18 protein-coding genes are annotated in these 24,518 nt (G+C 55.5%); 5 read left to right on the top strand and 13 right to left on the bottom strand.

The window, feature by feature from the left end; genetic code table 11:
• Positions 1-19: 19 nt before the first annotated feature.
• From P3T17_RS19745 to gmd, 4 genes are all read right to left on the bottom strand, one after another.
• Complete coding sequence (locus P3T17_RS19745; protein WP_429408634.1) at positions 20-1,498, bottom strand: FkbM family methyltransferase; 1,479 nt, start codon at positions 1,496-1,498, stop codon at positions 20-22.
• A gap of 6 nt (positions 1,499-1,504) precedes the next feature.
• Positions 1,505-2,713 carry a glycosyltransferase family 9 protein gene (locus P3T17_RS19740; RefSeq protein ID WP_429408633.1) on the bottom strand — a complete coding sequence of 403 codons (1,209 nt, stop codon included), beginning with the start codon at positions 2,711-2,713 and terminating at the stop codon, positions 1,505-1,507.
• A gap of 460 nt (positions 2,714-3,173) precedes the next feature.
• Positions 3,174-4,073 carry an NAD-dependent epimerase/dehydratase family protein gene (locus tag P3T17_RS19735; RefSeq protein ID WP_429408632.1) on the bottom strand — a complete coding sequence of 300 codons (900 nt, stop codon included), beginning with the start codon at positions 4,071-4,073 and terminating at the stop codon, positions 3,174-3,176.
• Positions 4,074-4,076: 3 nt separating this feature from the next.
• Positions 4,077-5,111 (bottom strand): GDP-mannose 4,6-dehydratase, encoded by a 1,035-nt coding sequence (gene gmd / locus P3T17_RS19730; RefSeq protein WP_429408631.1) that lies wholly within the window; start codon positions 5,109-5,111, stop codon positions 4,077-4,079.
• 849 nt (positions 5,112-5,960) lie between these two features.
• On the opposite strand from gmd, the gene P3T17_RS19725 reads away from it, so the two are divergent.
• A complete protein-coding gene (locus tag P3T17_RS19725) occupies positions 5,961-7,412 on the top strand; it encodes a mannose-1-phosphate guanylyltransferase/mannose-6-phosphate isomerase (protein ID WP_429408630.1) in 1,452 nt (483 codons plus the stop codon).
• 126 nt (positions 7,413-7,538) lie between these two features.
• Here the strand turns inward: P3T17_RS19725 and P3T17_RS19720 are convergent, their stop codons facing one another.
• Positions 7,539-8,627, bottom strand: coding sequence for a class I SAM-dependent methyltransferase (locus P3T17_RS19720; RefSeq protein ID WP_429408629.1), 1,089 nt, complete (start codon positions 8,625-8,627; stop codon positions 7,539-7,541).
• 481 nt (positions 8,628-9,108) lie between these two features.
• On the opposite strand from P3T17_RS19720, the gene P3T17_RS19715 reads away from it, so the two are divergent.
• From P3T17_RS19715 to P3T17_RS19705, 3 genes are all read left to right on the top strand, one after another.
• A complete protein-coding gene (locus tag P3T17_RS19715) occupies positions 9,109-10,236 on the top strand; it encodes an FkbM family methyltransferase (RefSeq protein WP_429408628.1) in 1,128 nt (375 codons plus the stop codon).
• A 12-nt stretch (positions 10,237-10,248) separates the two neighbouring features.
• Positions 10,249-13,110 carry a glycosyltransferase gene (locus P3T17_RS19710; RefSeq protein ID WP_429408627.1) on the top strand — a complete coding sequence of 954 codons (2,862 nt, stop codon included), beginning with the start codon at positions 10,249-10,251 and terminating at the stop codon, positions 13,108-13,110.
• Between the two features lie 341 nt (positions 13,111-13,451).
• Complete coding sequence (locus tag P3T17_RS19705; RefSeq protein ID WP_429408626.1) at positions 13,452-14,342, top strand: sulfotransferase family 2 domain-containing protein; 891 nt, start codon at positions 13,452-13,454, stop codon at positions 14,340-14,342.
• A 49-nt stretch (positions 14,343-14,391) separates the two neighbouring features.
• Here the strand turns inward: P3T17_RS19705 and P3T17_RS19700 are convergent, their stop codons facing one another.
• A complete protein-coding gene (locus P3T17_RS19700; protein WP_429408625.1) occupies positions 14,392-15,438 on the bottom strand; it encodes an acyltransferase family protein in 1,047 nt (348 codons plus the stop codon).
• A gap of 457 nt (positions 15,439-15,895) precedes the next feature.
• Between P3T17_RS19700 and P3T17_RS19695 the strand changes: the two genes are divergently transcribed.
• A complete protein-coding gene (locus P3T17_RS19695; RefSeq protein ID WP_429408624.1) occupies positions 15,896-16,966 on the top strand; it encodes a hypothetical protein in 1,071 nt (356 codons plus the stop codon).
• Between the two features lie 60 nt (positions 16,967-17,026).
• On the opposite strand, the gene P3T17_RS19690 is transcribed toward P3T17_RS19695, so the two are convergent.
• The 7 genes from P3T17_RS19690 to rfbA all read right to left on the bottom strand — a co-directional run bounded on the left by P3T17_RS19690 (position 17,027) and on the right by rfbA (position 24,515).
• Positions 17,027-18,907: a glycosyltransferase family 2 protein gene (locus P3T17_RS19690; RefSeq protein ID WP_429408850.1), complete on the bottom strand. Its 1,881-nt coding sequence runs from the start codon at positions 18,905-18,907 to the stop codon at positions 17,027-17,029.
• A 773-nt stretch (positions 18,908-19,680) separates the two neighbouring features.
• Positions 19,681-20,427: an ABC transporter ATP-binding protein gene (locus tag P3T17_RS19685; RefSeq protein ID WP_429408623.1), complete on the bottom strand. Its 747-nt coding sequence runs from the start codon at positions 20,425-20,427 to the stop codon at positions 19,681-19,683.
• A gap of 11 nt (positions 20,428-20,438) precedes the next feature.
• Positions 20,439-21,221: an ABC transporter permease gene (locus P3T17_RS19680; protein ID WP_429408622.1), complete on the bottom strand. Its 783-nt coding sequence runs from the start codon at positions 21,219-21,221 to the stop codon at positions 20,439-20,441.
• Between the two features lie 63 nt (positions 21,222-21,284).
• Complete coding sequence (locus P3T17_RS19675) at positions 21,285-22,202, bottom strand: glycosyltransferase family 2 protein (RefSeq protein WP_429408621.1); 918 nt, start codon at positions 22,200-22,202, stop codon at positions 21,285-21,287.
• The gene (gene rfbD, locus P3T17_RS19670) at positions 22,184-23,077 is read right to left on the bottom strand and encodes a dTDP-4-dehydrorhamnose reductase (protein ID WP_429408620.1); all 894 of its coding nucleotides are present in this window, start codon (positions 23,075-23,077) and stop codon (positions 22,184-22,186) included. Before rfbD ends, P3T17_RS19675 begins: the two co-directional genes overlap by 19 nt.
• 8 nt (positions 23,078-23,085) lie before the next feature.
• The gene (gene rfbC / locus P3T17_RS19665; protein WP_429408619.1) at positions 23,086-23,637 is read right to left on the bottom strand and encodes a dTDP-4-dehydrorhamnose 3,5-epimerase; all 552 of its coding nucleotides are present in this window, start codon (positions 23,635-23,637) and stop codon (positions 23,086-23,088) included.
• Complete coding sequence (rfbA, locus tag P3T17_RS19660; protein WP_429408618.1) at positions 23,622-24,515, bottom strand: glucose-1-phosphate thymidylyltransferase RfbA; 894 nt, start codon at positions 24,513-24,515, stop codon at positions 23,622-23,624. Before rfbA ends, rfbC begins: the two co-directional genes overlap by 16 nt.
• Positions 24,516-24,518: the final 3 nt, after the last annotated feature.

Below are 24,518 nucleotides of genomic sequence, written 5' to 3'. Positions count from 1 at the left end.
GGCATTGCCACTTGCCAAATCAATCCGTCGTATCGTTGGCCGAACGCCCTACGATGAAATGACGGCACAAGCGAAGTTCCTCTTCGCTCAGAACGGTAGCGAACTGCGAAAGCGCGTCGTCGAGACGCGGTTGAGACAAATCGACGGATTGCCCTGCTAGCAGCACGTTGCCCGCCGAGGCAGCAGGATGAGCAGGTGACCCCGCCCGGCGCTCCTGCGCACCTTGCTCGTATGCGCGATAGCGAGCCGCCACCCATTCCGACGGCCGAGGTGCAATGGAATGGACGAGACGCATACTACGTCGACCACCCGGTAGCCATAGAAACGCCCGTGCGGCCATAAGAAAAAAACGGCGCGCGAGTTCTTTGACCTTAAGCCGACGTAACACCGCCCGCGGGCCGCCCGACACTAACCGACGGGACGCACGCAGCGGAGCCGTCACTCGCCAGGACGAACTGTTGAGAACTTGCGCCAACCTTTCCTGAGCTTGTACCGCGATCCGCTGCACTTCGTCACTGCGTCGGGACTGTTCGGCTAACGCGGCATCAGATCGCTGAATTGTTTGGGTCAAAGCGCGAGCCAACTGTTGCATTTCCTGTTGCATTGTCCGCTGTGTGGAAACTGCCTGGCGGCCGGCCTCCTCAGCCGCACGTGCCGATTGAATAACGGCTTCGGTCGAGGCCTCGGCGATGCGTTCCATAACCGCAACGGCCCGGCGGCTCGCCGCGTCTGCCTTTCGAATCGTCTCGGTGGCCTGTTCGCGCGTCTGATTCAGAGCGTGTTCCGCGCGCTCCGCACGCTGCAACAGACTCACGGCAGGCTCGAATCCGTCAAAGGTGTTTGGTGGAGTCAGAAAATGTTTCGCCAACTCCTTCTTCATTTCGTGTGCCAGATAGAACCTGTTGAGTCCGTCGAACCAGACGAAGCTATAACCCTGGCTGGTCAGGATTGGCTCCCAATCTGCCCAGGACTCTTTTTGAGACAAAGGTAGTGTGGCCTCCACCAACACAATCCAGGGGCGGAACTGACTGAAGTCCGCCCCGGCCAATACGTCGCCCTCACTACCCTCCACGTCGACTTTAAGGAAGTGTATCGGGCCATGCGGACGATATCGCCGGCAAATTTCGGCTAACGGCAGTACCTCTATCGCCTCTTCCACAACGGCCCAGCCGTCGGCTCGATGCTTCGCGGCAATCTCGTTGTCAAAAGTGGACAACCCGCTACCGTCGATACGATGGAAAGTGAGTGACGCTGCCTCGCGACCCGCAGCAATGCGCAGATTAATGTCGTGAGGCCGCGCATCACTTAAAGACGCAAAATACTCTCCCTGCGGCTCCAGATTGATGCCATGCCATCCATGATCATAGAAGAGCTTGGTGATCGACAGGTCGCTGGGATCGGCAGCACCAACATCGATATAGAAACCATTGCTCACTTGCTGGAGCGCGCGCCACAGCAAGATATCTTCTTGATTCTGTGCGAAGGAAACAAGCGTCATGAAATATCAGGCCAGAATATTGGTTGGGTCATTGGGTACACCTGCCGGTGCGCTCGTCGAAGCATCCCGATCGCGCATACGGCCCAGCAAACGCTCGCAAGCTTCCAGCACATGAGCGACTGTAACGGCGTGCAGGCAAGGGACGCCCCACCGGCAATCGCCGGGCTCCTTCAAACCGCACGGCTGGCAGGGTGTCCAACCGCCGATCGCCACTGCGTTGATGCCCGCGGGACGCCAGACCTCCATGCGATCCTGACCAGACAAAACAACGACAGTCGGTACGTCGAGCGCGGCGGAGAGGTGGGACATCCCGGTATCGTTGCTGACGCAAAGCGACGCTCCCGAGACGAGTTGCGGAAGTTCCGCGAGCGAACGTCCAATCGCCAATTGCACGCGCGCTTCAGGCAACAACGCAGCTAAACGCTCGGCGTTTTGGCGCTCAGCTAACCCACCCAGGATGACGATGTCGAAATCATGGCGGTCAATGAGCGCGCGACCGACTTCTGCGTAGTGCTCGACAGGCCAGCTACGAATTGCCGTGCCTGCACCAATAGAAAGCAATGCGAAGGGCCTTGCCGATGCCGGTCGAGGCGAAGAATCCGTGAGGCACGCCCGAATGGGATGTGGTTGCGGCGCGCCGAACGCTGCGACGACCGTTGCTGCCAGCATCTGCAGACGCAACTCGGCCTGTAGCGAGCGCGCTCTAAGCTCACCGTTCGCGATTGCCTGGGGATAAGGGACAATCAGATCGAGGTGCGGGAGGCCAGGCTCGATCGGAGCTGGAAATCCCGCACGATATCTTGCCTGGATGCGATAGAGGACCGGCGTCGTGTCGTCACCGTATCGCAGATCGACGGCCAGGTCGTAGGTGTCCTGCAAAGACGCGGCAACCGCATCTTGCAGTTGCCTTATGCGTTCGGGCGAACGATCCCATTCGCGCGTGAGGGCCGGAAAGAAATCGAACGGCACAATGCTGTCGACCAGACCCGATTGTCGTGCCCAGTCCACGGCCCAACTGGCGCAGACCAACGTGATATGCGCGTCGGGGAAACCCTCGCGCAACATACGCATGGCCCGCATGCCCAAGATGAAATCGCCGATATGGTCAAGCTTGAGAACGGCAAGACGACGAATCGGCGCAGGACGAGTATCCGCAACGGGCACGTCCATTACCGTGCCGCCGAGCCACACGAGTTGCGGCACCGGCGATGGCACATCAACTGCCGCCTGCGCGCGGCCCCGCACGAAATGTACAAGAGGTACATAAAGCTTTCGCGCCCAGCGTTCGCGACGTGAGGCCGGGGGCGCCAGCTCTCGGCGCAGCCCCCCCAATCGGGTGATGAATCGAGCCATATTTAGATCTGTTCCGACACAAGCCTATGCTTTTATCTTACGGGCAAAGAAATACACTTGTCAGATTTTCGTGAGGCATCGCGCTTGACGCCAATCAGTTGAGCAAGGCATACGCCGCGGGATTTTGAGCATAGCATGCCTTGCGATGCATTAAGGGATCGGCCGCAGCGCTCAGACAATTGGCGTTTGCTTGCCCGAACAGTGGCCGCCGACGCACAACAGCTTCAATGGATAGCAAGGAAAGCCGACTTAACATTTCGCCCATATTCAAACCCAAACCAGACTTGAAATGTGAAATCAACGATGCCGCTCGCAATCCTCATTACGTTTCCGTCGGATGCTCCAACATCCAACGTAACGTCTCACGAAGGGGAATGGGCTGAAGTGCTCCGATTGCAGTACGAAGCTCGCCGTTGCTGCCAATGAGCTTATGGACCTCATTCGCGCGAACATAATCGAAGTTCACGCGTATTTCTGGATGGTGCACCGTAAGGCCACGCATGATAGCGATGATATCGAGCAACGAATACCCAACTCCAGAACAGACGTTGAATGTGCGACCCGAGAATTTCCCCGTCAACAGTCGGCTATATGCAGATACGACTGTTCGCACATCAGAGAAGTCGCGAATAACGTGAAGATTACCCAGTTCGAGAACCGGAGCTTTGTCACGAAAGTGGGAGACGATTTTCGGCAGCAGAAAATTACTGCTTTGACCCACGCCCGTATAGTTAAACGGCCGTGCGATGGTAATTGGGAGCTTTCCTTCCCATAAACGGGCAACAAACTCCATAGCGAGTTTGCTGATTGCGTAGTCGTTTGCAGGTTCAGGTTTAACCGACTCGTCGATTACCTCGCGGTCGGTGTTGCCGTACACATTGGCGCTACTGGCGAGCAGCACCGACTGAGGCTTGCAACCAGACTTTGTCAATGCTTCGAGCAGGTTTCGAGTACCCACGACGTTGGTCTGATAAACCTCGCTGACATCGCCATGCCCCACGAAAGCGATTGCAGCGAGGTGAACGACCGCGTCCGGCTTCTCGATGGCCAAGGTTTCTGTCAACGCCTCGCGATCGAGCAGGTCACAGACGCGCAAGCGCCACGAAACGTTCGAATCGGCCTTGCGAGCCAATCCGCATACTTCGTAGCCGTCGCGGATCAGTTCTTTCGCGAGATAGCGGCCCGTGAAGCCGTCAGCGCCGGTGATAAAAACCTTTGCCATATATCAGAACGAGGTGCCAGCCTCGTTACGGCGGATGTCCGCTTCGACCATCATCTGGCACAACTGTTCGAGAGTGGTCTTCGGCTCCCAGCCGAGTTCCTTACGCGCCTTGGCCGGATCGCCAATTAGCAGATCGACTTCTGCCGGCCGGTGGAACTTGGGATTGATGCGGACGATGGTTTTACCGGACTTGGAGTCAATACCGGCTTCCTTGTCGTCTTGCCCCTGCCAAGCAATGTCGAAGCCGGCGGCGCGACCCGCCATCGTGACAAAGTCTCGGACGGTTTCAGTACGGTTGGTTGCCAGCACATAGGTATCGGGCTTATCGGCCTGGAGCATACGCCACATGCCTTCCACATATTCTTTTGCGAAGCCCCAATCTCTCTTCGCATCGAGATTGCCCAGTTCGAGCACATCAAGTTTGCCCAGACGAACCTTCGCAAGACTGTCGGTGATCTTGCGCGTCACGAATTCCCGACCGCGCAACGGCGACTCGTGATTGAACAGAATGCCGCTACAGCCAAAAATGTTATAGCTCTCGCGGTAATTGACAGTCATCCAGTGCGCGTAGAGTTTCGCAACACCGTATGGACTACGCGGATAGAAAGGCGTGCTTTCGATTTGAGGAACTGCCTGCACCTTCCCGAACATTTCAGAGGTGCTTGCCTGATAGAAGCGAATCTCAGGATTGACGATGCGAATCGCTTCAAGAAGATTCAAAGCGCCGACGCCGGTTATCGCAGCGGTCGTAGCAGGTTGATCGAACGACACACCGACAAAACTCTGAGCCGCCAAATTGTAAATTTCTGTTGCTTTGGTTGTCTGAAGTAAACGGATGCTAGAGCCGAGATCAGTCAGATCGTGTTCAACGAGATGCAGGTTCGGATGGTCCGATACCCCGACTTCCTCGATCCGCCAGAAATTCACGGAGCTGGTACGGCGATAGGTGCCATAAACTTCGTAGCCCTTTTCGAGGAGGAGTTGCGCCAAATAAGCGCCGTCTTGGCCAGTGATGCCAGTGATGATCGCAACGGTCATTTGCTATCCGGTTGAGTGATGTATCAATACTTTGCCGCTAACTTCCGATACCCATCGACTCAAGCTGTCATGGACGAAATCGGAAAACGGCCGCTTCAGAACGATCGAGGCTGCGTGCGAAACTGAGCCGAGACGTTTGCTTGCAGTCTCAAGCCAGCTCAGCTACCCCGTCGTATGAGAACCGATGTGGCTTCGGCCGCCGCCACGCACGCTCGCAGATTCTCCGAACTCAGCGATGAGAGCGTTACAAGCGGGAAGCTACTCAGATGCGATGCGCTTTCCTGGTTTCGTCCACACACTTGCGACTACCAGGTTTTATGACGAGCAGCATCCATTCTCCAGCCCATGGTACGACACTATACCATCATCATCTTCCTCCACCTAAGCGCGGCAATGGGCGCAGAGGCACGGCCCTTGTGGCTTCGCGAGTGAGGATATTCTGCAGGAAGTCCTGACCGGCCAAGCTCGGCGCGGGTTGAACCGAGACACGTCGCATCGCATCCGGATTCGCATCATGCGTTGTTACCGCGATTCGCAGGAGTCCTGCTCACCCCTGAATTTGCGCAGAATTCCCCCCCCCCGCGCTATTGCCTTCGGAACACCACGCAGGGCTGCCGCTCACATTCCGATTTGCGGGGAACGCCGATCGCGTCTTCCCTGGCGTTACAATGCCGATTGCTATCTCAGCATGCACCGATACTCCTACGGACAACCGAGCGCCGGATTATCTGCCGTCCCGAACGGCTGTAGCAGTATACGTGCCTAAGGCGATACCAGCGACCGAGGCTTAAAATTCCGCTAAAATCGTCGACTGCATGCCATCCTAGTACAACATTTTCGAGCAATTCCATGAAGATCATTCCCGTCATCATTTGTGGAGGCGCGGGGACACGACTGTGGCCAGTGTCCCGCGAAGCCTTTCCGAAGCCGTTGCTGAAACTGGCGGACGGGCAAAGCCTGCTGCAGAAGACTTTTCTGCGAGCATCGCGCGTAGCGAACGCAGGTGAAGTCGTGATCGTTACGAATCGCGAGACTTATTTCCTCACGAAGGACGAATGCGTCGAGGTCGAAACTGGCGTTTCGCAGCTAGGGTTCATTCTGGAACCCACAGCTCGTAATACCGCTGCGGCAATCGCGGTGGCTGCGGAAGTCGTACGTCAGCAGCATGGCCCCGACGCCATCATGCTGGTCATGCCGGCCGATCAGTTGATCGAAGACGAGACCGCCTTTGGCGAGGCCGTGCAGCACGCCGTGGGTTCCGCACAGGAAGGTCGGCTCGTCACGTTCGGGATTCGCCCGACCGGTCCGGAAACTGGCTACGGCTACATCGAATTCGAAGCGCAGCCGCTGCCCGGCGCACAGGCTGTCCATAAGGTCGTGCGCTTCGTCGAAAAGCCCGAACTGGAAGTTGCCAAGGAATTGGTCGCAGACGGCCGTCACCTTTGGAACGCCGGCATGTTCTGCTTCACCGCCGAGACGATGCTGGCCGAGTTGGCGCATTACGTGCCCGGCGTTGCAGAGCCTTCACTCAATGCCGTGAAAGAGGCAAAACGAAGCACCTCTGCCGACGGCTACGCGGTCGAACTCGACAACGCGCAATTCAGCAAAGCGGAGAACATCTCCATCGACTACGCGGTCATGGAGCGCTCAGATAACGTGAACGTGGTGCCGTGCGAAATGGGCTGGAGCGACATCGGCTCGTGGCAATCGATCAGCGAGCTGACGCAGCCCGATGCACGCGGCAACAGGATTCATGGCGAAGCCGAGTTGCACGACGTGGATAACTGCTTCGTGCGCAGTGATGGTCGACTGATCGGGATGGTCGGGGTTCACGACGTGATCGTGGTGGATACGGCTGACGCATTGCTGATCGCTGCCCGCGACCGCGCGCAAGATGTGAAGCAGATTGTCGCGAAGCTCAAGAGTGCGAATCATGATGCATACCGCCTGCACCGCACTGTGCATCGCCCGTGGGGCACATACACGGTGCTTGAGGAAGGCGACCGCTTCAAGATGAAGCGAATCGTCGTGAAGCCAGGTGCATCGTTGTCGCTGCAGATGCACCATCACCGTAGCGAGCACTGGATCGTGGTGAGCGGCTGCGCCGATATCGTCAACGGCGAACAGGTTATTTCACTGCAGCCCAACGAGTCCACGTATATCCCTGCGGGCCACAAGCACCGACTCATCAACCCGGGTGTGATGAACCTCGTCTTGATCGAGGTCCAGTGCGGCGAGTATCTGGGCGAAGACGATATCGTCCGGTTCGAGGATATCTACGGTCGCGCCCCGGCCGCCTGATCCGCAAAAGTCACGCTTTGTGGGAGCACGCGGTGCAGCCGCGGCCCCACGAAGTGCCTCACGAGCGACCCCGACCACTTGCCAGCATCGGGTACAAGTACAACTAGCCCAACCTCTCGCACCATCTCACGATTGGGATTGTCGACGGACGACTATCCCGACCGATGTCGCCATGTAACTCGCGAGCCGTAATTTCAGATGGGGATCGCCACCATACGGTGGCGCGTCGATGTGGAAATCCAACGGGTGGGCGTGAGGCGCGACGATGAATGGCTTGACCTCGTGGCCTCGCTCTCTCAGGCGGCGAATCAGGTCATCAATGTCGCGCTTTCGATAGATGACGGTGGCGCCACTTTCGAGGGTATCTTCATTGGATCCGAGGTTATATTCGGTAGTGTGAACGGCAATGCCGCCTGGCTTGAGCGTTTTCTCAACACTGTTGATTACAAACTGCAAACCTGCCTCAAGATCCCCGAGATGTTCAAAACAGCAAGAGGACCAGGTGAAATCGAAACCTGTCAACTGCTCATCAATCGCATTCATATCGCACGACTGATGAGTGACGCGGGCCTCAAAGACTTCGTCAGGGACAATCTCTGGGTATTTGAGCTCGGCTAACGCGGTACTATGTTGACCGCTGACAGACCACTCACTTGAGGCACTGAACTCGGCGGGCGCGTCGGTAGCGACAATTTCGCAGCCCATCTTTGCGAAGAGAGCCGGCAGACGCTCCCTACCGACACCGAATACGAGACCACGGCGGCCTTCTGTCAGCATCCCCGCTTCTAACAGGTGATGGATGATAAATACCCATTCCCAGAGCTTGCGTTGATATAGCGGCGGATGGCCAAGCATCGCGCATATTTCCCTGTAACGCGGATGTAGAAAGTCTATTGCGCTGCAAATCGAATGTTGCATGAATGGCGCATGCTCGTCGACGATCGAGCATGTGGGCAAGAAGATACGCTGCTGGATCATTTGCGCAACGCGATGCTCAAGATCGTTCGCCCCCCCGAACGGAGCAGGGTCGCGTTGTAACTCCTCGAATTGCCTTTGCAAGGTCGCTACTTCACTGCTCAAGCGCCCAATGACCATCTCGGCGTGGATAGCTTTTGCCCGCTCCGGCCCTGCTCTGCGATCGATCTCGGCCCCGATTCGAAATCGAAGTCGCTCCCACAATGGTCTTCCGGCGGCCTTCAAAACTCGCTTAAGCATTGCAGCGCCCTGTAAGGATTTCCTTAACGTCGGTAAGTGTACAGCACACCTCTCGTCGATACCGATTTAAGCAGCGGCAGATGGATGTACGGACCGCCCTCGAATAGGCAGTTGTCCATATGTCGATGGTTGAGGGTGCAGTTCAAGAACGAGCATGAAACCCTGATCGTGGCCGCCGTAACCGCGAATGGGCCAACGCCTCGCCGGCCGCAAGCAGCACCGGATCATCCTGGGGTGATGAATCAGTCTTGATTGAGGTCCAACGCGACGAGTACCTGGGCGAAGGCATCTGCAGCCGAAAAGGACGATCGCTCATCCCAAGAACTGGGCGCTTAATCTGCGTCGAACGGAGCGGCCGGATCTGATAGCCCTATAATTACGCGCAGTACATAATTCGTGCTGGGATGCAACGCTCGCCGGAACGGGGTAGTCCTCTCAGAATGCTTCCGCCCGACTCTTTCTTGCTCATCAAAAATCTTCTATGTCTTTCGTATCGTATGCACAGAACCGCGAAGATGTGATGCTTCGCAGAGCACTTGCTGGTGTCACCAATGGATTCTATGTTGACATCGGAGCGCAGGACCCCGACGAATACTCCGTTACCAAGACGTTTTACGAATCAGGCTGGAGAGGCATCAACGTCGAACCGGTGAATCATTGGTATGAGAAGCTGGTCCTCGCACGTCCCGACGACATTAATATTCGAGCGATGGTCGGTACGGGCGACCACCCGGTCGAGTTTTTCGAGATAGAAGACACTGGCCTTTCTACAGCCGATAAAGCACAAGCCGAGATTCATCGTAATGCAGGGTTTAAGGTCACCCAAACTACGATGACGCCTACACGCCTCGATACGCTTTTGGCCACTCATAACGTGGAGGTCATCCACTTTCTCAAGATCGACGTGGAAGGCAGCGAAGACGATGTGCTTCGAAGCATCGACCTACGGACCTGGCGTCCCTGGATCCTTGTCATAGAAGCCACAATACCGATGTCTGCTGAACTGGCGGACGGTGTCTGGCAGGAGTACGTGGAAGCTGCGTTGTACGAATTCGTTTATTTTGATGGTCTGAATAAATACTTCGTTTCGAATGAGAAGCGTGAGCTCAAGCAGGCCTTCTCGATTCCGCCGAATGTCTTCGATCGCTACATGACCGCCGGCGAGAAACAAAACGAGGAAACCATCGTACGGCTGGTGGCAGAAACGGAGCGTTCGCAAAGACTGGCGGAGCACTCGCAAAGACTAGAGGAGCACTCGCAAAGATTGGCGGAATATTCGCAAACACTGGAAGCTCAGCGGGACTTTGCACTGCTCGATAACAAGCGCCTGACCGCCCGCTTGGCCGCCAAACGCACGGAGCTTCAGTCCGCGCATGATGAACTCGAGGCGCGGCGAACAGCGTATCATTCCGCGCACGGCGAGCTCGAAGGCCTACGTGTACAGCTCAACGTCATCCAGAACAGTGTATCTTGGCGAATCACTCGACCGCTTCGTGCAGTCAGAGGTGCATGCCGGAATTTTTTGCTTGCACATAGCGGAGTTCGACGAGCTTGGCTGAGTCTGCGACCAATTGTTGTGCGTGTAATGCGCACAATTATCAGAAAGTAGCGAGGCCTTGCAATGAGATTAGTTATTGATCTTCAGGGCTGCCAAACAGAGGGAAGTCGCGATCGCGGTATTGGTCGGTATTCGTTTGCGTTAGCCAATGCGATGATCAAAGATTCCCGGGGCCACGAAGTTTTGGTTGCATTAAATCGTGCCTTCCCGAGCACGATTGCCCCTCTCAAAGCTCTTTTTGCCGACATTCTTCCTTCAGAAAACATCGTCCTATGGGGCGGAATGACCGGACTGGAGGAAGTGGTTCCACAAAATATGCAGCGCAGGCTGGCAGCCGAACATCTCAAAGAGGCGTTCTTTAGGTCACTGAATGCTGACGTCATTCATACCTCCAGTCTTTTCGAGGGCTTCGGCGATTCATCCGTTGCGACGATCGCGAGCGACGGGGGTGCCATCAATGCCGTTACGCTGTATGACCTGATCCCTTTCCTGCGCCCAGAGAGTTATTTATGGGACGACCGCGGAGAGGACTGGTATCGACGTCGCATCTTGCATTTAACGCAAGCCGATATTGCGTTGGCGATTTCGGAATCGTCAAGACGTGAGGGTATCGACTTCCTGAATTTGCCGGAGCACTCCACGGTCACGGTCTCGTGCGCCTCTGACGAGAAATTCAAGCAGCACGATATCAGTCCCGCTCTTGAGGCACGTCTAAGACGTCGCTTCACGCTTGAAAAACCGTTCGTCATGTACACGGGCGGCATTGACTTCCGAAAAAATATCGATGGGCTGATCGAAGCCTACGCGTGCCTGCCTGTCGATATCCGGTCGGCCCATCAGCTTGCCATCGTTTGTCGCGCGCACCCCACGGACATGGCAAGATTGGAAGCGCTGGCCGCTAAAGCGGGTTTGAACAAAGGCGACGTCGTCTTCACTGGGTTCGTGACCGACGAAGAGATGGTCGCGTTGTACAACCTATGCAAGGTTTTTATTTTTCCGTCGATTCACGAAGGGTTTGGCCTCCCGGCCTTGGAAGCCATGTCATGCGGTGCGGCCGTGATCGGTTCTGACTGCACCAGTATTCCGGAGGTCATCGGCCGCACGGATGCGCAGTTTGATCCCTTGTCGAAAGCAAGCATTACTTCCAAGCTAACGCACGTCTTGCAAGATGACGCATTTCGGCAGAGCTTAATAGCCAGTGGCGTAGAGCGCGCTAAAACGTTCTCGTGGAAGCGAAGCGCGAGCCGGACGTGGGATGCCTTTGAGTCGCAAGTGGAGAAAATCAAAGCGTCCGCGTTTGTCCACATCTCCGGCGAAGGCGGAACGAAACGCGCTCGTCCGCGCCTCGCATATGTTTCTCCCCTTCCTCCAGAGCGAATTGATATCGCCAGCTACAGCAGAACGCTTTTGCCGCATTTGTCGAAATATTACGACATCGATCTCGTTCACAATGGCGACACGGATGATGACTGGCTAAAGCAGCAATTTGTCATTCTTTCGTACGAGCAATTCGAAAAGAATGCTAGCGATTACGATCGTGTTCTGTATCACTTCGGAAATTCGCGCTTCCACGCCGAGATGCCACAACTGTTGGCAAAAGTGTCTGGAATTGTGGTCTTGCATGACTATTTCCTGGGTGAGCTTTTCTCGAACAATCAAGCAGCCGAGCCGAAAGCGAAAGCATTAACAGCTGCGATCGCATATTCGCACGGCCACCTAGCTCTTCTCAAGCACTTATGCGCGGAGAATATTGAAGAATCTTCGGCTCAATACCCTTGTAATCTGGCTGTACTCGAAAATGCTGTGGGCATAATTACTCATTCGCGTCACAGCATAGAGTTAACACGCAAATGGTACGGCGATGCAGTAGCCAGTCAATGGGATGTGGTTCCGCTATTGAGAGCGACGAATTCCACTCGCATCTCAAAGAGTGACGCGCGTAGACACCTCAGCGTTGCCGAAGACGCATTCGTTGTGTGCTCATTTGGTATCGTTAATTCCGATATCAAGTCGAAAAACTTGATTTTACAAGGGTGGCTAGAAAGCCAACTTGGCAAGGTAAACAATTGCAGATTGGTCTTTGTGGGAGAAGGCGAAGATCAAATCTTCAACGCACAGATTGAACGGTTGGCGGCCGAAGGACAAGTCGACAATTGCGATTTGGCCGATTGCGTGACAGACGTCGGTTACGACCTCTGGCTAAGTGCCTGTGATCTATGCATCCAACTGCAGATGGAGTCTCGAGGCAAACCGTCCACGACGGTACTGGACGAAATGGCATCGGGCAAGCACGTGATCGTGAATGCTCACGCGACCGTGCGAGAAATCCCCGACGATGTAGTCACCAAATTGTCGGAAAAGCCGACCAGTCGAGATCTGGCGGAGGCCTTGCGACATGCCTTTTCATCGCCCGGAATGCGAGAAGAGATAGGACAACGGGCACACGCTTACATGCACGAAAATCACAGCGCTGAGATTGCGGCCACTCGCTATAGAGACGTTATTGAAGATTTTGCAAATTGCGCGACCAATAAAACGGTAGCTGAAAACTTTTCATATCTTCGCAGCATGGAGCTCGATGAGTTACAACTTTACGAGTGGACGGAGCTCCGAAATCATCTCAAAGCTTTAAACCCTGAATACAAGCGAGTCAACAGGTGGCTTGTTGATATTACCGAACCTTTGGCTGGTTTAGGTTTTTCGTCACAAAATGCAGAATGGAGGAAGGCGGCATCGCTGTTGCTCGGACTATTCCCTGAAAATGAGCGTGTGTATTTGGTGAAGCGTTCGGATGCAGGACAGTACGAAATATTGAGAGATCTTTTAGGTCTGACTCCAAATGATTGTACGTCGGCGACGGTACGGGATGTCCTTCCCGACGAGATACCGATACCTTGGGGCGAGTTTTCGCGAATTATCAGGTAGCCCGCTGAACAATGCACTTACACGGTGCTCCGAGAAATGGCATGTGCTTGTCCTGTTATCCAGTGCCGCTCGGAGCCCTCTGATTAATGCGATAGAAGCCGGCTTTCAGACTTCTAGCGGAACGTCATTCATACAGTAAGATGAAAAGACCTTTCACATAGACAGGGATTTCGACAAAAATGATTCACATATATTACATTTTACTTTCGCACAGCAGATCCGTTGTATAATAAAAGTATCGGAATTAATTTTCAGAAATCTAAGCGGCAGCCCAATATCTATCCAAAAACATGAAATTCAGATGTAACCTCTTTGCGTCCATACTCAGGCCCAACCCGTTCTTGAAATATGAATTCAACGACGCGGCTCGCAACCCTCATCAACCGCTTGCGATGATGCACATTCCCAAAACAGCGGGAACGTCGCTCATGTACGATATGTCTGCCTCCCTCAAACCGGCTCTAGACGTTAGAGGGTTTGACCGCACGCTGTTTGGCGCATTCAAGGGTTACTCAACTTTCAGCGAAGGCGTTAAAAAAGTCGTCTATCTGGAAGCGACCGACATCCCAGCCAACGCGAACCTGATCATGGGTCACTTCTCGCACCACAGCCTGAAAGCGCGATATCCCGAGGCCCAACAGATCACCTTTTTGCGTGAGCCACTTATCCGCCTTCTCTCGCTCTGGATATTTTGGCGTTGCCAGCGCGACGAACATCTCGCCGCATGGGGGGAATGGGCAAACATCGTCAAGCTCTCCCGCCTCAGCCTGAAGGAATTTCTATCCGACACACGTCTTGCGGGCCAGACCGACAACGTAACCGTTCGAATGCTGCTTTGGCCAGGGAGCGGCATCCCTCTAGATCAGTTCATTGAAGCGCGGTCGGATAACGAGCTCTTAGCGCAAGCATTCGAGCGCTTGAATTCGTTTTCATATTCCGATGTCATCGAGAACCCGTCGTTTAGCGAGCGACTGAAAAAGTGGATTCAGATCGACATGCCGTCGAGCCGCCTCAATGAGACAACGACAGTCCCAGAGCACCTCCGACTCAAACTGGAACGTGAGTTGGACAACGAAACACTCGAACTGCTGCAGCAGCGATCACGACTCGACCTTCAACTGTGGACAGCACTCGCCAAGCGTCGCTTACCCGAATGCGACATCGAAGCACTTCGGCTCCAAACACTTATGGGAGGAGTTGCTCGGTATAGCACTCTCCTCAACCCGGCATGAGCTACTCAGTTGCCACCTTTGTTCAGGGAATTCCTTCATCCATCGGCAGTCAGGTGGTTGCAGAACGTGGCAAACATACTGCCTTGGCATTCAGCCTGATTTTGTTCCTCACGCGGTGAATCGGACGATCGACGAGTACTACGGTAGCGATTCCAATCAGGACGGACAGCGCATATCCGAGAGAGAACACGGACCAACTCCGCACCGGAGTATCTGTGCCGATGATGTGCCACGCGATGAAAGTGGCAACCCACTGCGCCAGGAACACGGGATACGAAAGATCCCCGCACCACGCAGCAACTCGTCCAGCAATGCCAGTTGGCCTCAGATCATGCAGCGCTATAACAGCTAGACAGGCTACGACAGTATTGAGGTAATAGAAAGTGCCGTAGTACGGTGATGCATCGAAACGTACAGCTAGCTGCCAGTTAACCAGGAAAGCAACAACGACGCCGAAAAGGATGAGGAACTGCGTCGTCGACGAGGTTTTTCTTTCAAACCGGCTGAGCAGCGGATGGTTGATCGCGAAGTACGAGGCCGCACCGAGGCTGAATGGTAGAAGTGCGGCAGATACCGGGTAGTAGTGTGCGCCCTCGTCTGCGCCCGTTCGGAAAAGATAAACCTGCCATAGCGCAGCCAACACGGCGGTAAAAACAGCAGTCCACGAACGACGCGACACAAGCAGCCACAGAAAAAAATAGCACCAGATTTCAACTCCGACAGACCATGTCGTTGGAGAGATCCGGAAGTGCTGCGACGGCAAAAACGTCCATGGAAAGATGAGCACATTTCCCACCCAGTCTTGCCATTGAGGAACACCCCACATCGGGTGGAATAGAGGTGCCTTAGAAAGGCTCCATATGAATGGCAGCGAAAAAGCACAGATGGCAATTTGCGCAGGGTACAGCCGTAGAAATCGGTTCGCGAAAAACCGCTGCGGATCGAACCGGTAGGTCTCATTCAAAACCAGCGTCATCAGGTACCCGCTGATGACGTAAAAACAATTGACAGCCAACACGCCGATGACCGGGGCGTGGCCGCTCATATGAAACACAACTACGCAACTGGCAAGAAAAAAACGCAATATGCCGAGCATGGTCTGGGCTGGTAATGGTTGTAGGCGGAAGTAGCTACACGGCGTAAGCAATTCCTTAACGTCGGTAAGTGTACAACACCATCCTCAAGGCCCCATCCGAACCGAGACTTCCGCGGCAGCACGCTGGCCCCTCCGAATAGCCGGCTAGCTCTGCTCGACTCCGAAGCACCGCCGCAACCATCAGAAACGGTCGTCCTTCACCCAAAGAGTGGGCGTCGACCCGCTTCGCAAAAGCGCCCGATCCCCTTAATCACGCGCCAGCAATCATCGGATCAGCGAGATCAGGCAATGCAACACGTGTTGCCTGCAACTCCGAATACGGCGTCGCATTCATGCTCGAACGTGCGGCGTAGAACACCATTTAGCCGACGGCCATTCTGCTAATATGAGTCGCCTTATAAATCCGCTTCCGGAGGGGGAGCGGTAATAAAACGAAACAACCAAACCGAAAATTAAAATGAAAGAAAATAATCGAGAGTTTGAAAGAAAATCATCGCGCTTCGGATTTCTCGTCGCGTGTACATTGGCAAGCTCGCTCTCCGCATGTGGAGGCGGTGGCGGGGGTTCTTCATCCTCGACGCCGGTCGCCAATCTGAGCGCTGCGCAACAGAGTTATGAGAGCTTCACTCTGGCAAGAAACGGCGGCCAACACTTTCTCAATGGGACGCTTGATTTTTCCACCTCGTCGACCGGAACGACGACACTGGATACGGCTACGTCCTTTTTTTACACGCATGACTCAAGCATTGCGCAAAGCCCGGCAGTGGCCGGCCCGCAGTTAATGACGGCAGGGACATCCACTATCGACGCCGCGCTTTCTGTGCCGGCGCAAACCGGACAACGCTATCTGGTTAACGGGAGCGTCGTTGTCGAGGCGATTCCGGCGCAGATACAGGTCAGCTACAACGGTTCGAACGTCCAGGAAACGGATTTGGCTTCCGATGGAAAGACCGTCACGATGACCCTGCTAGGGACCAGTTATACGACGGTGCCGCTGTCTGGCGCTATTTCGAGCACACCATCCGAGTTAATCAACGGAAGCGCGCTAGGAATAATTACCAACACCATTAATGGAATATCTCTCTATAACCATCAAGCGAGTTGGCAACCTGGCGCGGCGTACATGAAAGTCGTCAGGCAGGTGGTCGGCGATACAGTGTTGGTTGGAGATTGCACTACGCCTAATACGACGGGGGCAAATGTAACTCCTTGCGCCACAACCGCGTCGACGCTGGAGGCCTTTTTCCCTCATACCAGCATCGCCGACAACACGACGTATAACCTGAGTGACGGCCAGATCGTCACGCTGGCCGGAATGCGGGCTTGGGTCGCTAACGTGGCATCGAACTCGGCTACGACTCAATACCGGGTCTATTATCAGAATGGTGGGCAAATCTTCAGCGCAGACTTGATCAAGGACGGAACGACGATCGAGACCTACCCGCTCGGTAGTACCACACCCCAGAATTTTTATATCTTCCTGAACAGCGCTGCGGTGCAATCAGTGGGGGCAGCTATCACTTTCTGATCCGGAGCCCGTCTGGCCCGGATACTCGTTGCGGACAGTTGGATTGTCCGCAACGGCCTCTCACCCCAACGCCTCAACCCGAGGCGGCCACGCAAGACTAAAGTCTTCATAATCCAACGTCAGGTTCGGGCTATAAGCGGGATCCCTCGACAGCACATCGCCCCAACGCTGCTGCATGTAGGCAATTTCCGTCAAAAACTGCACCCGCCTTTGAGGATTGATCTCATCGCCACGCGTCGCCGACTCATGATGATAAAGCTCAGCATAGGGTGTCCAGACGTTGCGATAGCCTGCTTCCCGAATGCGCAAGCAAAAGTCGATATCGTTGAATGCGATCGTCAGGTCTTTTTCGTTTAGCCCACCGACTTCCTGATAGATTGATTTGCGTACGACGAGGCATGCAGCCGTTACCGCGGAATATGAACCGATCAGACAGGTTCTTCCGAAGTAACCATAAGCCGGACGTTGGGCATGTTTGTTTGCGTGTCCCGCTACGCCTGCAATGCCGAGCACAACGCCACCGTGCTGCAATGTATCGTTGGGGTAATACAGTTTCGCACCGACGGCCCCTACTCCCGGTTGCAGCGCGAGGCTCACCATTTCGGAGAGCCAGTCCGCTGAAATAACCTCGATATCGTTGTTGATCAGGGCGACCAGTTCCCCTCTCGCCTGCGCAACAGCTGAATTATTCAATGCTGAATAGTTGAATGGACTGTCGTCGCGTAGCACGCGGATCCGTGCATCCTCACCTAGCGACTCGAAGTAGCGCAGCGCTTCAGGATCGTCCGAACCGTTATCGACAACAATAATTTCGTAGTTCGAGTAAGTGGTCTTGCCGACAATGCTATCAATGCACTGCCGCATCAGCTTCAATGCGTTCCGTGTCGGGATGATGAGACTAACCAGCGGCAACGTTGCCGGTAATGAGTAATGCGCGTGGTAGCCTCGTGTAATCCATTCGACGCTGGCCGCCACCCCTCGCCTTGCAAAGTGCTCGTTGAGCGCACGCTCGCCAGCCAGTGCCGCGTATGGCTTAGCATCAGCCCCGCCAGCTGTGCTTTCGGCATGAACGCGCCAGTGGTAAAGCACACGTGGAATGTGATGGATCGCATCGTCGTCAATATGCTCGATACACCGCAGAACCAGGTCGTAGTCCTGCGAACCCTCAATGCCAATGCGGAAACCTCCGACGGTATCCAGCAGTGCCTTATGGTAGACGCCGAGATGACTGAAGAAATTCTGCGAGTAAAACAAGTCCCGATTCCAATCGCACTTAAAGTACGGATCGTGACGACGACCCGCAGCATCCATTTTGTCTTCGTCTGAATAAATCAGCCGCGCCGAAGGATTCGCAACGATCGCATTGGCCACGCAATACAACGCGTGCTCCGGCAACAGGTCATCGTGATCCAGGAGAGCAACCCAGTCCCCGGTAGCAAGCTGCAATGCGCTATTCGACGCTGCGGAGATATGTCCGTTCTGCTCCCGAAATATCACCTTGATCCGTGAATCTTCGCCAGACATCTGCTCCAGCAGTGGACGAATCGCCGGATCGGTTGATAAATCGTCGGCAATACAAAGCTCCCAGTTGGGATACAACTGGTTGCGTATCGATTCGATCGCCTCTTTCAACCATTCCGGTTTTGGGTTGTACGTCGGCATCACCACCGAGATAAGCGGCCTGTCAGGCATTACCGCAATCCGCTTTTGAATCGCCGCGCGCTGCTCGTCGTCTATGCAGTCGTAGCGCTGAATCCACTCATCGTAGTCATTTCGCTTGGCGCTCTCTTGCGATAAGTCTCTACGCTGGCGAAATCCATTCCGCAAACCCGAAAAGCCCTCTCTGCGATACAGGCTGACCACCTTGCGGATCATGGGCTTGAATCCACCGCTTGCGCGTACGGCGCGCCCCACCACCCCCGTCAGATGCCGTATTCGCAACAGGCTGGCTCCAGGCCAGCGCAACGGTGCCGTCACACGCCAACTAACCGAATGAAGCAAAACATCTATTTTCTGCTGGAGGCTGGCGAGGCCTGCGTCGCGTCGGGCAACGTCGTCCTGCAAGAAGAGAATCTGCCGTTCAAGTCTCTTGACGCTTTGCTGCAAGTCAGAGTTTTGGGCAGCAGGTAACTTACGAATGACGCACGCCGAGTTAACAAACTCGACCGAATGAATCGACTCCAACAACTTGAAAAACGCGATTGGGGAGTCAGCATGATGTCGACCACCATCAAGATCTTGCTCGTCAGCATGATGGAGATTTTCGACAAGAAAGATTCCCCCGTCTTCGAGTTTCGGGAAGTAACGCAGGAACGATTTGACGACATCGCCCGACGCATGTGAACCATCGGCAATGACAATATCGAAACGCTCCGCGTGATTGGCGATGGCCAGCACGGTCTCGTCCAGATTCGCATCGCCGACGACCATCGCGATTCGCGGATCGGAACCACGGTCAGCGCTCTCCGGATTAATATCGCAGCCAACTAGCTTGTTCGCATTTCTAAAGAATTCCGACCATATTTCAAGCGTCCCACTGTTCCGCGCGCCGACCAAGAGAAGATTGATTGGTCGGTCGCGATACGGAGCAAGAATTCGATCGTACTCTGCAAGGTCAAGCGCCCCTGTTTCCGACACCTTTCCACGGTGCTGCAGATATAGCTGTTCTAATGTTTTCATCGTGGGACGGGCCGCAGATAACGTCGCTTGCTCACTCAGTCCTGTGTTTCGTACTGGGACACAACTTCTTCCACCGGGCCGAATGCGCGCACGTGGCCGCGCTCCATCCACAAAGCCTTATTGCACACTTTGCGGATCTCCGAATTCGAATGCATCGCCAGCACGACGATTTCAGCGCGGCTATGCAGGTCCGCGAGTCGCTCCTCGGCCTTGTGCATGAACGATGCGTCACCCACGCCCATCACTTCGTCAAGCAGAAGAATCTCCGCATCCACTGCGGTTGAAACGGCGAAAGCCAAGCGCACGCGCATACCGCTCGAATACGTGCGCAGCGGCAGGTCGAGATAGTCGCCGAGTTCGGAGAACTCCGCGATCGACTGCTGCTTCTCACGGATCTCCGCATCCGACATGCCAAGAAGCAGGCCACGCAAGCGGATGTTTTGCATTCCGGTCGAGTTCTCGTCCATCCCGAGGCTAATGTCGAGCAACGGCACAACCTTTCCCGAGCTGACAACCGACCCGAGCGTCGGAGAATAGATACCCGCCATCATACGAAGTAACGTCGACTTGCCGGCACCATTACGGCCGATCAAGCCGATCCGGTCACCCTTCTCGAGACGAAGATCGACGTTGTTGATTGCGCGCACGACCACCACACCGTCAGTGCCCTCTGCAATGGTGTTCCGGCGGCCCAAGCGCAGCACGGTCTTTTTGAGTGAACGGCCCTGCACGTCGTAGATGGGCAAGTCGAGCGTCGCGCCCTTGAGTTCGATATACGCCATGATTTGCCTTCTTAGACCCAGTACGGAATACGTTTCAAGTAACGGCCAGTCAGTGCGAGCGCAAAGATCCAGCCAAAGACGGCCATACCAATTGCCACCCCCCACGTTATGGGAGTCGGCCATTCGCCAATCAGCGGCGCACGCACCAGCTCGATCAGATGCGCGAGTGGATTCAGCCTGACGATGAGAGAAAAGCGAGTCAGCGCAACCGGACGAAAGATGATCGGCGTCACATAGAAGGCGATCTGCATGATTGCCGCGATGATTTGCGGCAAATCGCGGAAACGCGCGGACAGCAGACCCGCCACCATCGCGATCCAGAGTGCGTTGATCATGTAGAGAATCAACGCGGGAATGAAGACAGGCAATGTCACCCAACTCTTCACGCCGAAAATCGCCAGCAACAGAAGGACAATGAGAAAATTGTGCGCAAGAATAACAAGATTGCGCCAGACCACCTGCAGCATAAAGATCAGTTTGGGCGTCGACGCTTGTCGGATGTATGCGCTACTGTTGATATATGCCGTACTACCCTCAATGATGGTCTGCGAGAAAATACCCCACATGACAAGGCTGATGGCCAGGTACGGGAGATAATCGCTCAACTTCTGGCCAAACAGCGTGCCGTAGACCATACCGATCGAACCGATCAGCACACCCGTACTGATCGTCAACCAGAACGGCCCGACCCGCGAGCGCGCATAACGCTGCCGCACTTCCAACCAGCCCAGCAGCGTCCATAGCCGCCACGACGCGATGCTTTCTTTGAGATCAACAAAACCGAGACTAAACATTGTGGACTTTTAAGTATTTTCGATTAAGGGGTACAGCGCCATAGCGTGTGACGTTCATTGATTTCAATGTTGCTCCAGAGCACCCATGCGACCGATCAATCCATGCCAGATTCCAGTCAGAGCCATTCTCAAATGACCCAGACGCGGCTGCAGGAATAACCCATAGATCGCGAGGCGAAACGGAAACTTGATGAGCTCCGTGGACTTCCACGTGCACGGAACATAGCTGCGCTTGATCAACGCAACCGCGTTCCGAAACAGATAATAATGACGCAGCGGACTATGGCTCGGATACAGCCGTCCGAGAACGCGCACCGGCTCGCCACCCAGTTCGTGAGCGAGCCGCAATTCAGGTGCGCCGAGCACCGCGAAACCCTTCGCGCGCGCCCTGATGCACCACTCCAGATCGACGAAATCGATAAACAATGCGTCGTCCATGGGGCCAACTTCCTGCCACGCAGCCAGATTGATGCACGACCCCGAGCTGATCAAAAAATCAACATCGATAGGCGTGACACCAACCGGCGGTATCCGGCGCAGCTTCAGATACCCAAAGCGTACGAACGGCGCCACGTCGCCAAGACGCAGGTCCTCGTACGCCGGACCAATCAACGCCACACGCTCGCGACGCAACGCCTCTTCAAGCAGGCGCGGCAATCCGTCAAGCAACTGCCTTGACGGCTCACTGTCCTGGTCAAAAAGAATCGCGGCATCGAAGCCAGCATCAATCAGCGATGCCACGCCCTGATTGATGGCCGTAGCAATGCCAAGATTTGCGCCGTTAGGCAAATAACTGACGGCAGCGGATAGGCCCACCTCGCTCGCCGTCCGCACTGAAGGACTGTTGTCGACAACCACGCAATGCATCACCTCGGCGAGCCGGTTGGCCCGCGCGATGCACGCGGAATCCGGGTTGTAGAAAACCACAACCGCGCCAGTGCGTAACGTGTAAAGATCGCCGCTCAACGCGCCGCCATGCATAGACGCAACGCTTCGCGCCAGTCTGGGGCACGTACGCCGAACGCGTTGGCGAGCTTGTCGTTCGAAATGCGCGAGTTAGCGGGTCGCGCCGCCGGCGTCGGATACGAAGCGGCCGGAATCGGCTTCACGATCGGCTTTTTCGATAAATCCGAAAATTCGAAAATCGCCTCGGCAAAACCATGCCACGAAGTCGCGCCCGAAGCCGTGAGGTGATAGATGCCGGAGTGTTCTTGCCACCAGTCGCCCTCACCCGCCGCCGCGGCTTGTGCCAGCACATTCGCGCTCAACGCCGCAATCGTATTCGACCAGGTGGGCGCGCCAATCTGATCGGCCACCACGCTCAGTTCTTCGCGCTCCGCGCCGAGGCGCAGCATCGTCAGCAGAAAATTCTTGCCGCGCGTGCCGTACACCCAACTCGTGCGGAATATCAGATGTGCGCACCCCGATGCCACAATCGCCTGCTCACCGGCCAGCTTGCTTTTGCCATAAACGTTCTGGGGATTGACCGCGTCGCTCTCGACGTATGCGCCGTTCTTGGTGCCGTCGAACACATAGTCCGTGGAGTAGTGAACGAGCGCCGCGCCAAGCCGCTTCGCCTCTTCAGCCAGCACACCAGGTGCTTCGGCGTTCAGACGCATCGCAGCTTCGACGTCGGTCTCGGCCTTATCGACTGCCGTGTGGGCGGCCGGATTCACGATCAGACCAGGTTTCACTTCGCGCACGACGCGCCGCACCTGATCCAGATCGCCAAGGTCCAGCTCCCTGCGATCCAGCGCGACGACTTTACCCAGACCTTGCAGGCTGCGCGCCAGTTCGAAGCCGACTTGCCCATTCACACCGGTTAGCAGGATGGTTTGCTCTTCACGCTTTGTCACCACAGACCTCACGCGAAATGCTCGGCTTCCGCCAACCGTTTGCCCGCTGCATCCTTCGCAGCCAGCAACGGTTCGCTATCGATCGGCCATTCAATGCCAATTTCCGGATCGTTCCAGATAATGCTGCGTTCGTGTTCGGGGTACCAGTAATCCGTCGTCTTATACAAGAACTGCGCGGATTCAGAGAGCACAACGAAACCATGAGCAAAACCCGGCGGAACCCACAGTTGCCGGTGATTCTCCTCCGACAGCGTCACGCCCACCCACTTGCCGAAGTTCGGCGAGCTCTTGCGGATGTCCACCACAACATCGAACACCTCGCCTTCCACGACGCGCACCAGCTTGCCCTGCGCATGCACGATCTGATAATGCAAGCCGCGCAGCACACCTTTCGCGGAACGCGAATGATTGTCCTGAACGAACTCGACACCCGGTGCAACGTGCTCGGAAAACTCCCGACCGTTGAAGCTCTCGTAGAAGAAGCCACGCGCATCGCCGAACACCTTCGGCTCGACAATCTTGACTTCCGGCAGCGCTGTAGCAGTTACTTGGATGGCCATGCGACTTGGTCCGTAAGAATGTTTTGCAGATACTTTCCGTAGGCGTTCTTCGCGAGCGGTTTGGCGAGCGCTGACAACTGCTCCCCATCAATCCACTGCTGCCGGTAAGCAATCTCTTCCGGACACGCCACCACCAGGCCCTGGCGCTTTTGCAACGTGGCAATAAACGTCGCGGCTTCGATGAGCGAATCATGCGTGCCGGTGTCGAGCCACGCAAAACCGCGTCCCATGATCTCGACGTTGAGTTCGCCCTTGGACAGGTAGCGCGAATTGACATCCGTAATTTCAAGCTCGCCACGCGGCGAAGGCTTGATATCGGCCGCGATATCGCACACCTGCTTGTCGTAGAAGTACAGCCCCGTCACTGCGTAGTTGGAGCGCGGCTTGGCCGGCTTCTCCTCGATCGACAGCGCGCGAAACTGCTTGTCGAATTCCACCACGCCATAGCGCTCGGGGTCGTGCACGTGATACGCGAACACAGTCGCACCTTGCTCCTGCGCGTTGGCGCGCTCGAGCTGCTTGGCGAGATCGTGGCCGTAGAAAATGTTGTCGCCAAGGATCAGCGCCGAAGGATCATTGCCCACGAAATCCCGGCCAATGATGAACGCCTGAGCCAGACCGTCAGGCGTCGGCTGAACCGCATACTGAATATTCATGCCCCACTGGCTGCCGTCGCCCAGCATGGCTTCGAAGCGCGGCGTGTCCTGCGGCGTGGAGATGATCAGCACGTCGCGGATGCCCGCTACCATCAGCGTCGACAGCGGGTAGTAAATCATCGGCTTGTCGTACACCGGAAGCAGTTGCTTCGAAACGACGTGGGTGATCGGATACAGGCGCGTACCCGATCCTCCCGCGAGAATAATGCCTTTGCGCGCCATGAC

The organism is Paraburkholderia sp. GAS82 (assembly GCF_050436285.1).
Lineage (GTDB): Bacteria > Pseudomonadota > Gammaproteobacteria > Burkholderiales > Burkholderiaceae > Paraburkholderia > Paraburkholderia phenazinium_B.
Note: the sequence above shows the minus strand (reverse complement) of the source record. Positions and strands in the feature narration are given on the sequence as shown.

Coding starts and splice junctions, on each gene's coding strand:
- P3T17_RS19745 (WP_429408634.1), bottom strand. CDS start 1,498: ATGACGCTTGTTTCCTTCGCACAGAATCAAGAAGATATCTTGCTGTGG.
- P3T17_RS19735 (WP_429408632.1), bottom strand. CDS start 4,073: ATGGCAAAGGTTTTTATCACCGGCGCTGACGGCTTCACGGGCCGCTAT.
- gmd (WP_429408631.1), bottom strand. CDS start 5,111: ATGACCGTTGCGATCATCACTGGCATCACTGGCCAAGACGGCGCTTAT.
- P3T17_RS19725 (WP_429408630.1), top strand. CDS start 5,961: ATGAAGATCATTCCCGTCATCATTTGTGGAGGCGCGGGGACACGACTG.
- P3T17_RS19720 (WP_429408629.1), bottom strand. CDS start 8,627: ATGCTTAAGCGAGTTTTGAAGGCCGCCGGAAGACCATTGTGGGAGCGA.
- P3T17_RS19715 (WP_429408628.1), top strand. CDS start 9,109: ATGTCTTTCGTATCGTATGCACAGAACCGCGAAGATGTGATGCTTCGC.
- P3T17_RS19710 (WP_429408627.1), top strand. CDS start 10,249: ATGAGATTAGTTATTGATCTTCAGGGCTGCCAAACAGAGGGAAGTCGC.
- P3T17_RS19700 (WP_429408625.1), bottom strand. CDS start 15,438: ATGCTCGGCATATTGCGTTTTTTTCTTGCCAGTTGCGTAGTTGTGTTT.
- P3T17_RS19695 (WP_429408624.1), top strand. CDS start 15,896: ATGAAAGAAAATAATCGAGAGTTTGAAAGAAAATCATCGCGCTTCGGA.
- P3T17_RS19685 (WP_429408623.1), bottom strand. CDS start 20,427: ATGGCGTATATCGAACTCAAGGGCGCGACGCTCGACTTGCCCATCTAC.
- P3T17_RS19680 (WP_429408622.1), bottom strand. CDS start 21,221: ATGTTTAGTCTCGGTTTTGTTGATCTCAAAGAAAGCATCGCGTCGTGG.
- P3T17_RS19675 (WP_429408621.1), bottom strand. CDS start 22,202: ATGCATGGCGGCGCGTTGAGCGGCGATCTTTACACGTTACGCACTGGC.
- rfbC (WP_429408619.1), bottom strand. CDS start 23,637: ATGGCCATCCAAGTAACTGCTACAGCGCTGCCGGAAGTCAAGATTGTC.
- rfbA (WP_429408618.1), bottom strand. CDS start 24,515: ATGGCGCGCAAAGGCATTATTCTCGCGGGAGGATCGGGTACGCGCCTG.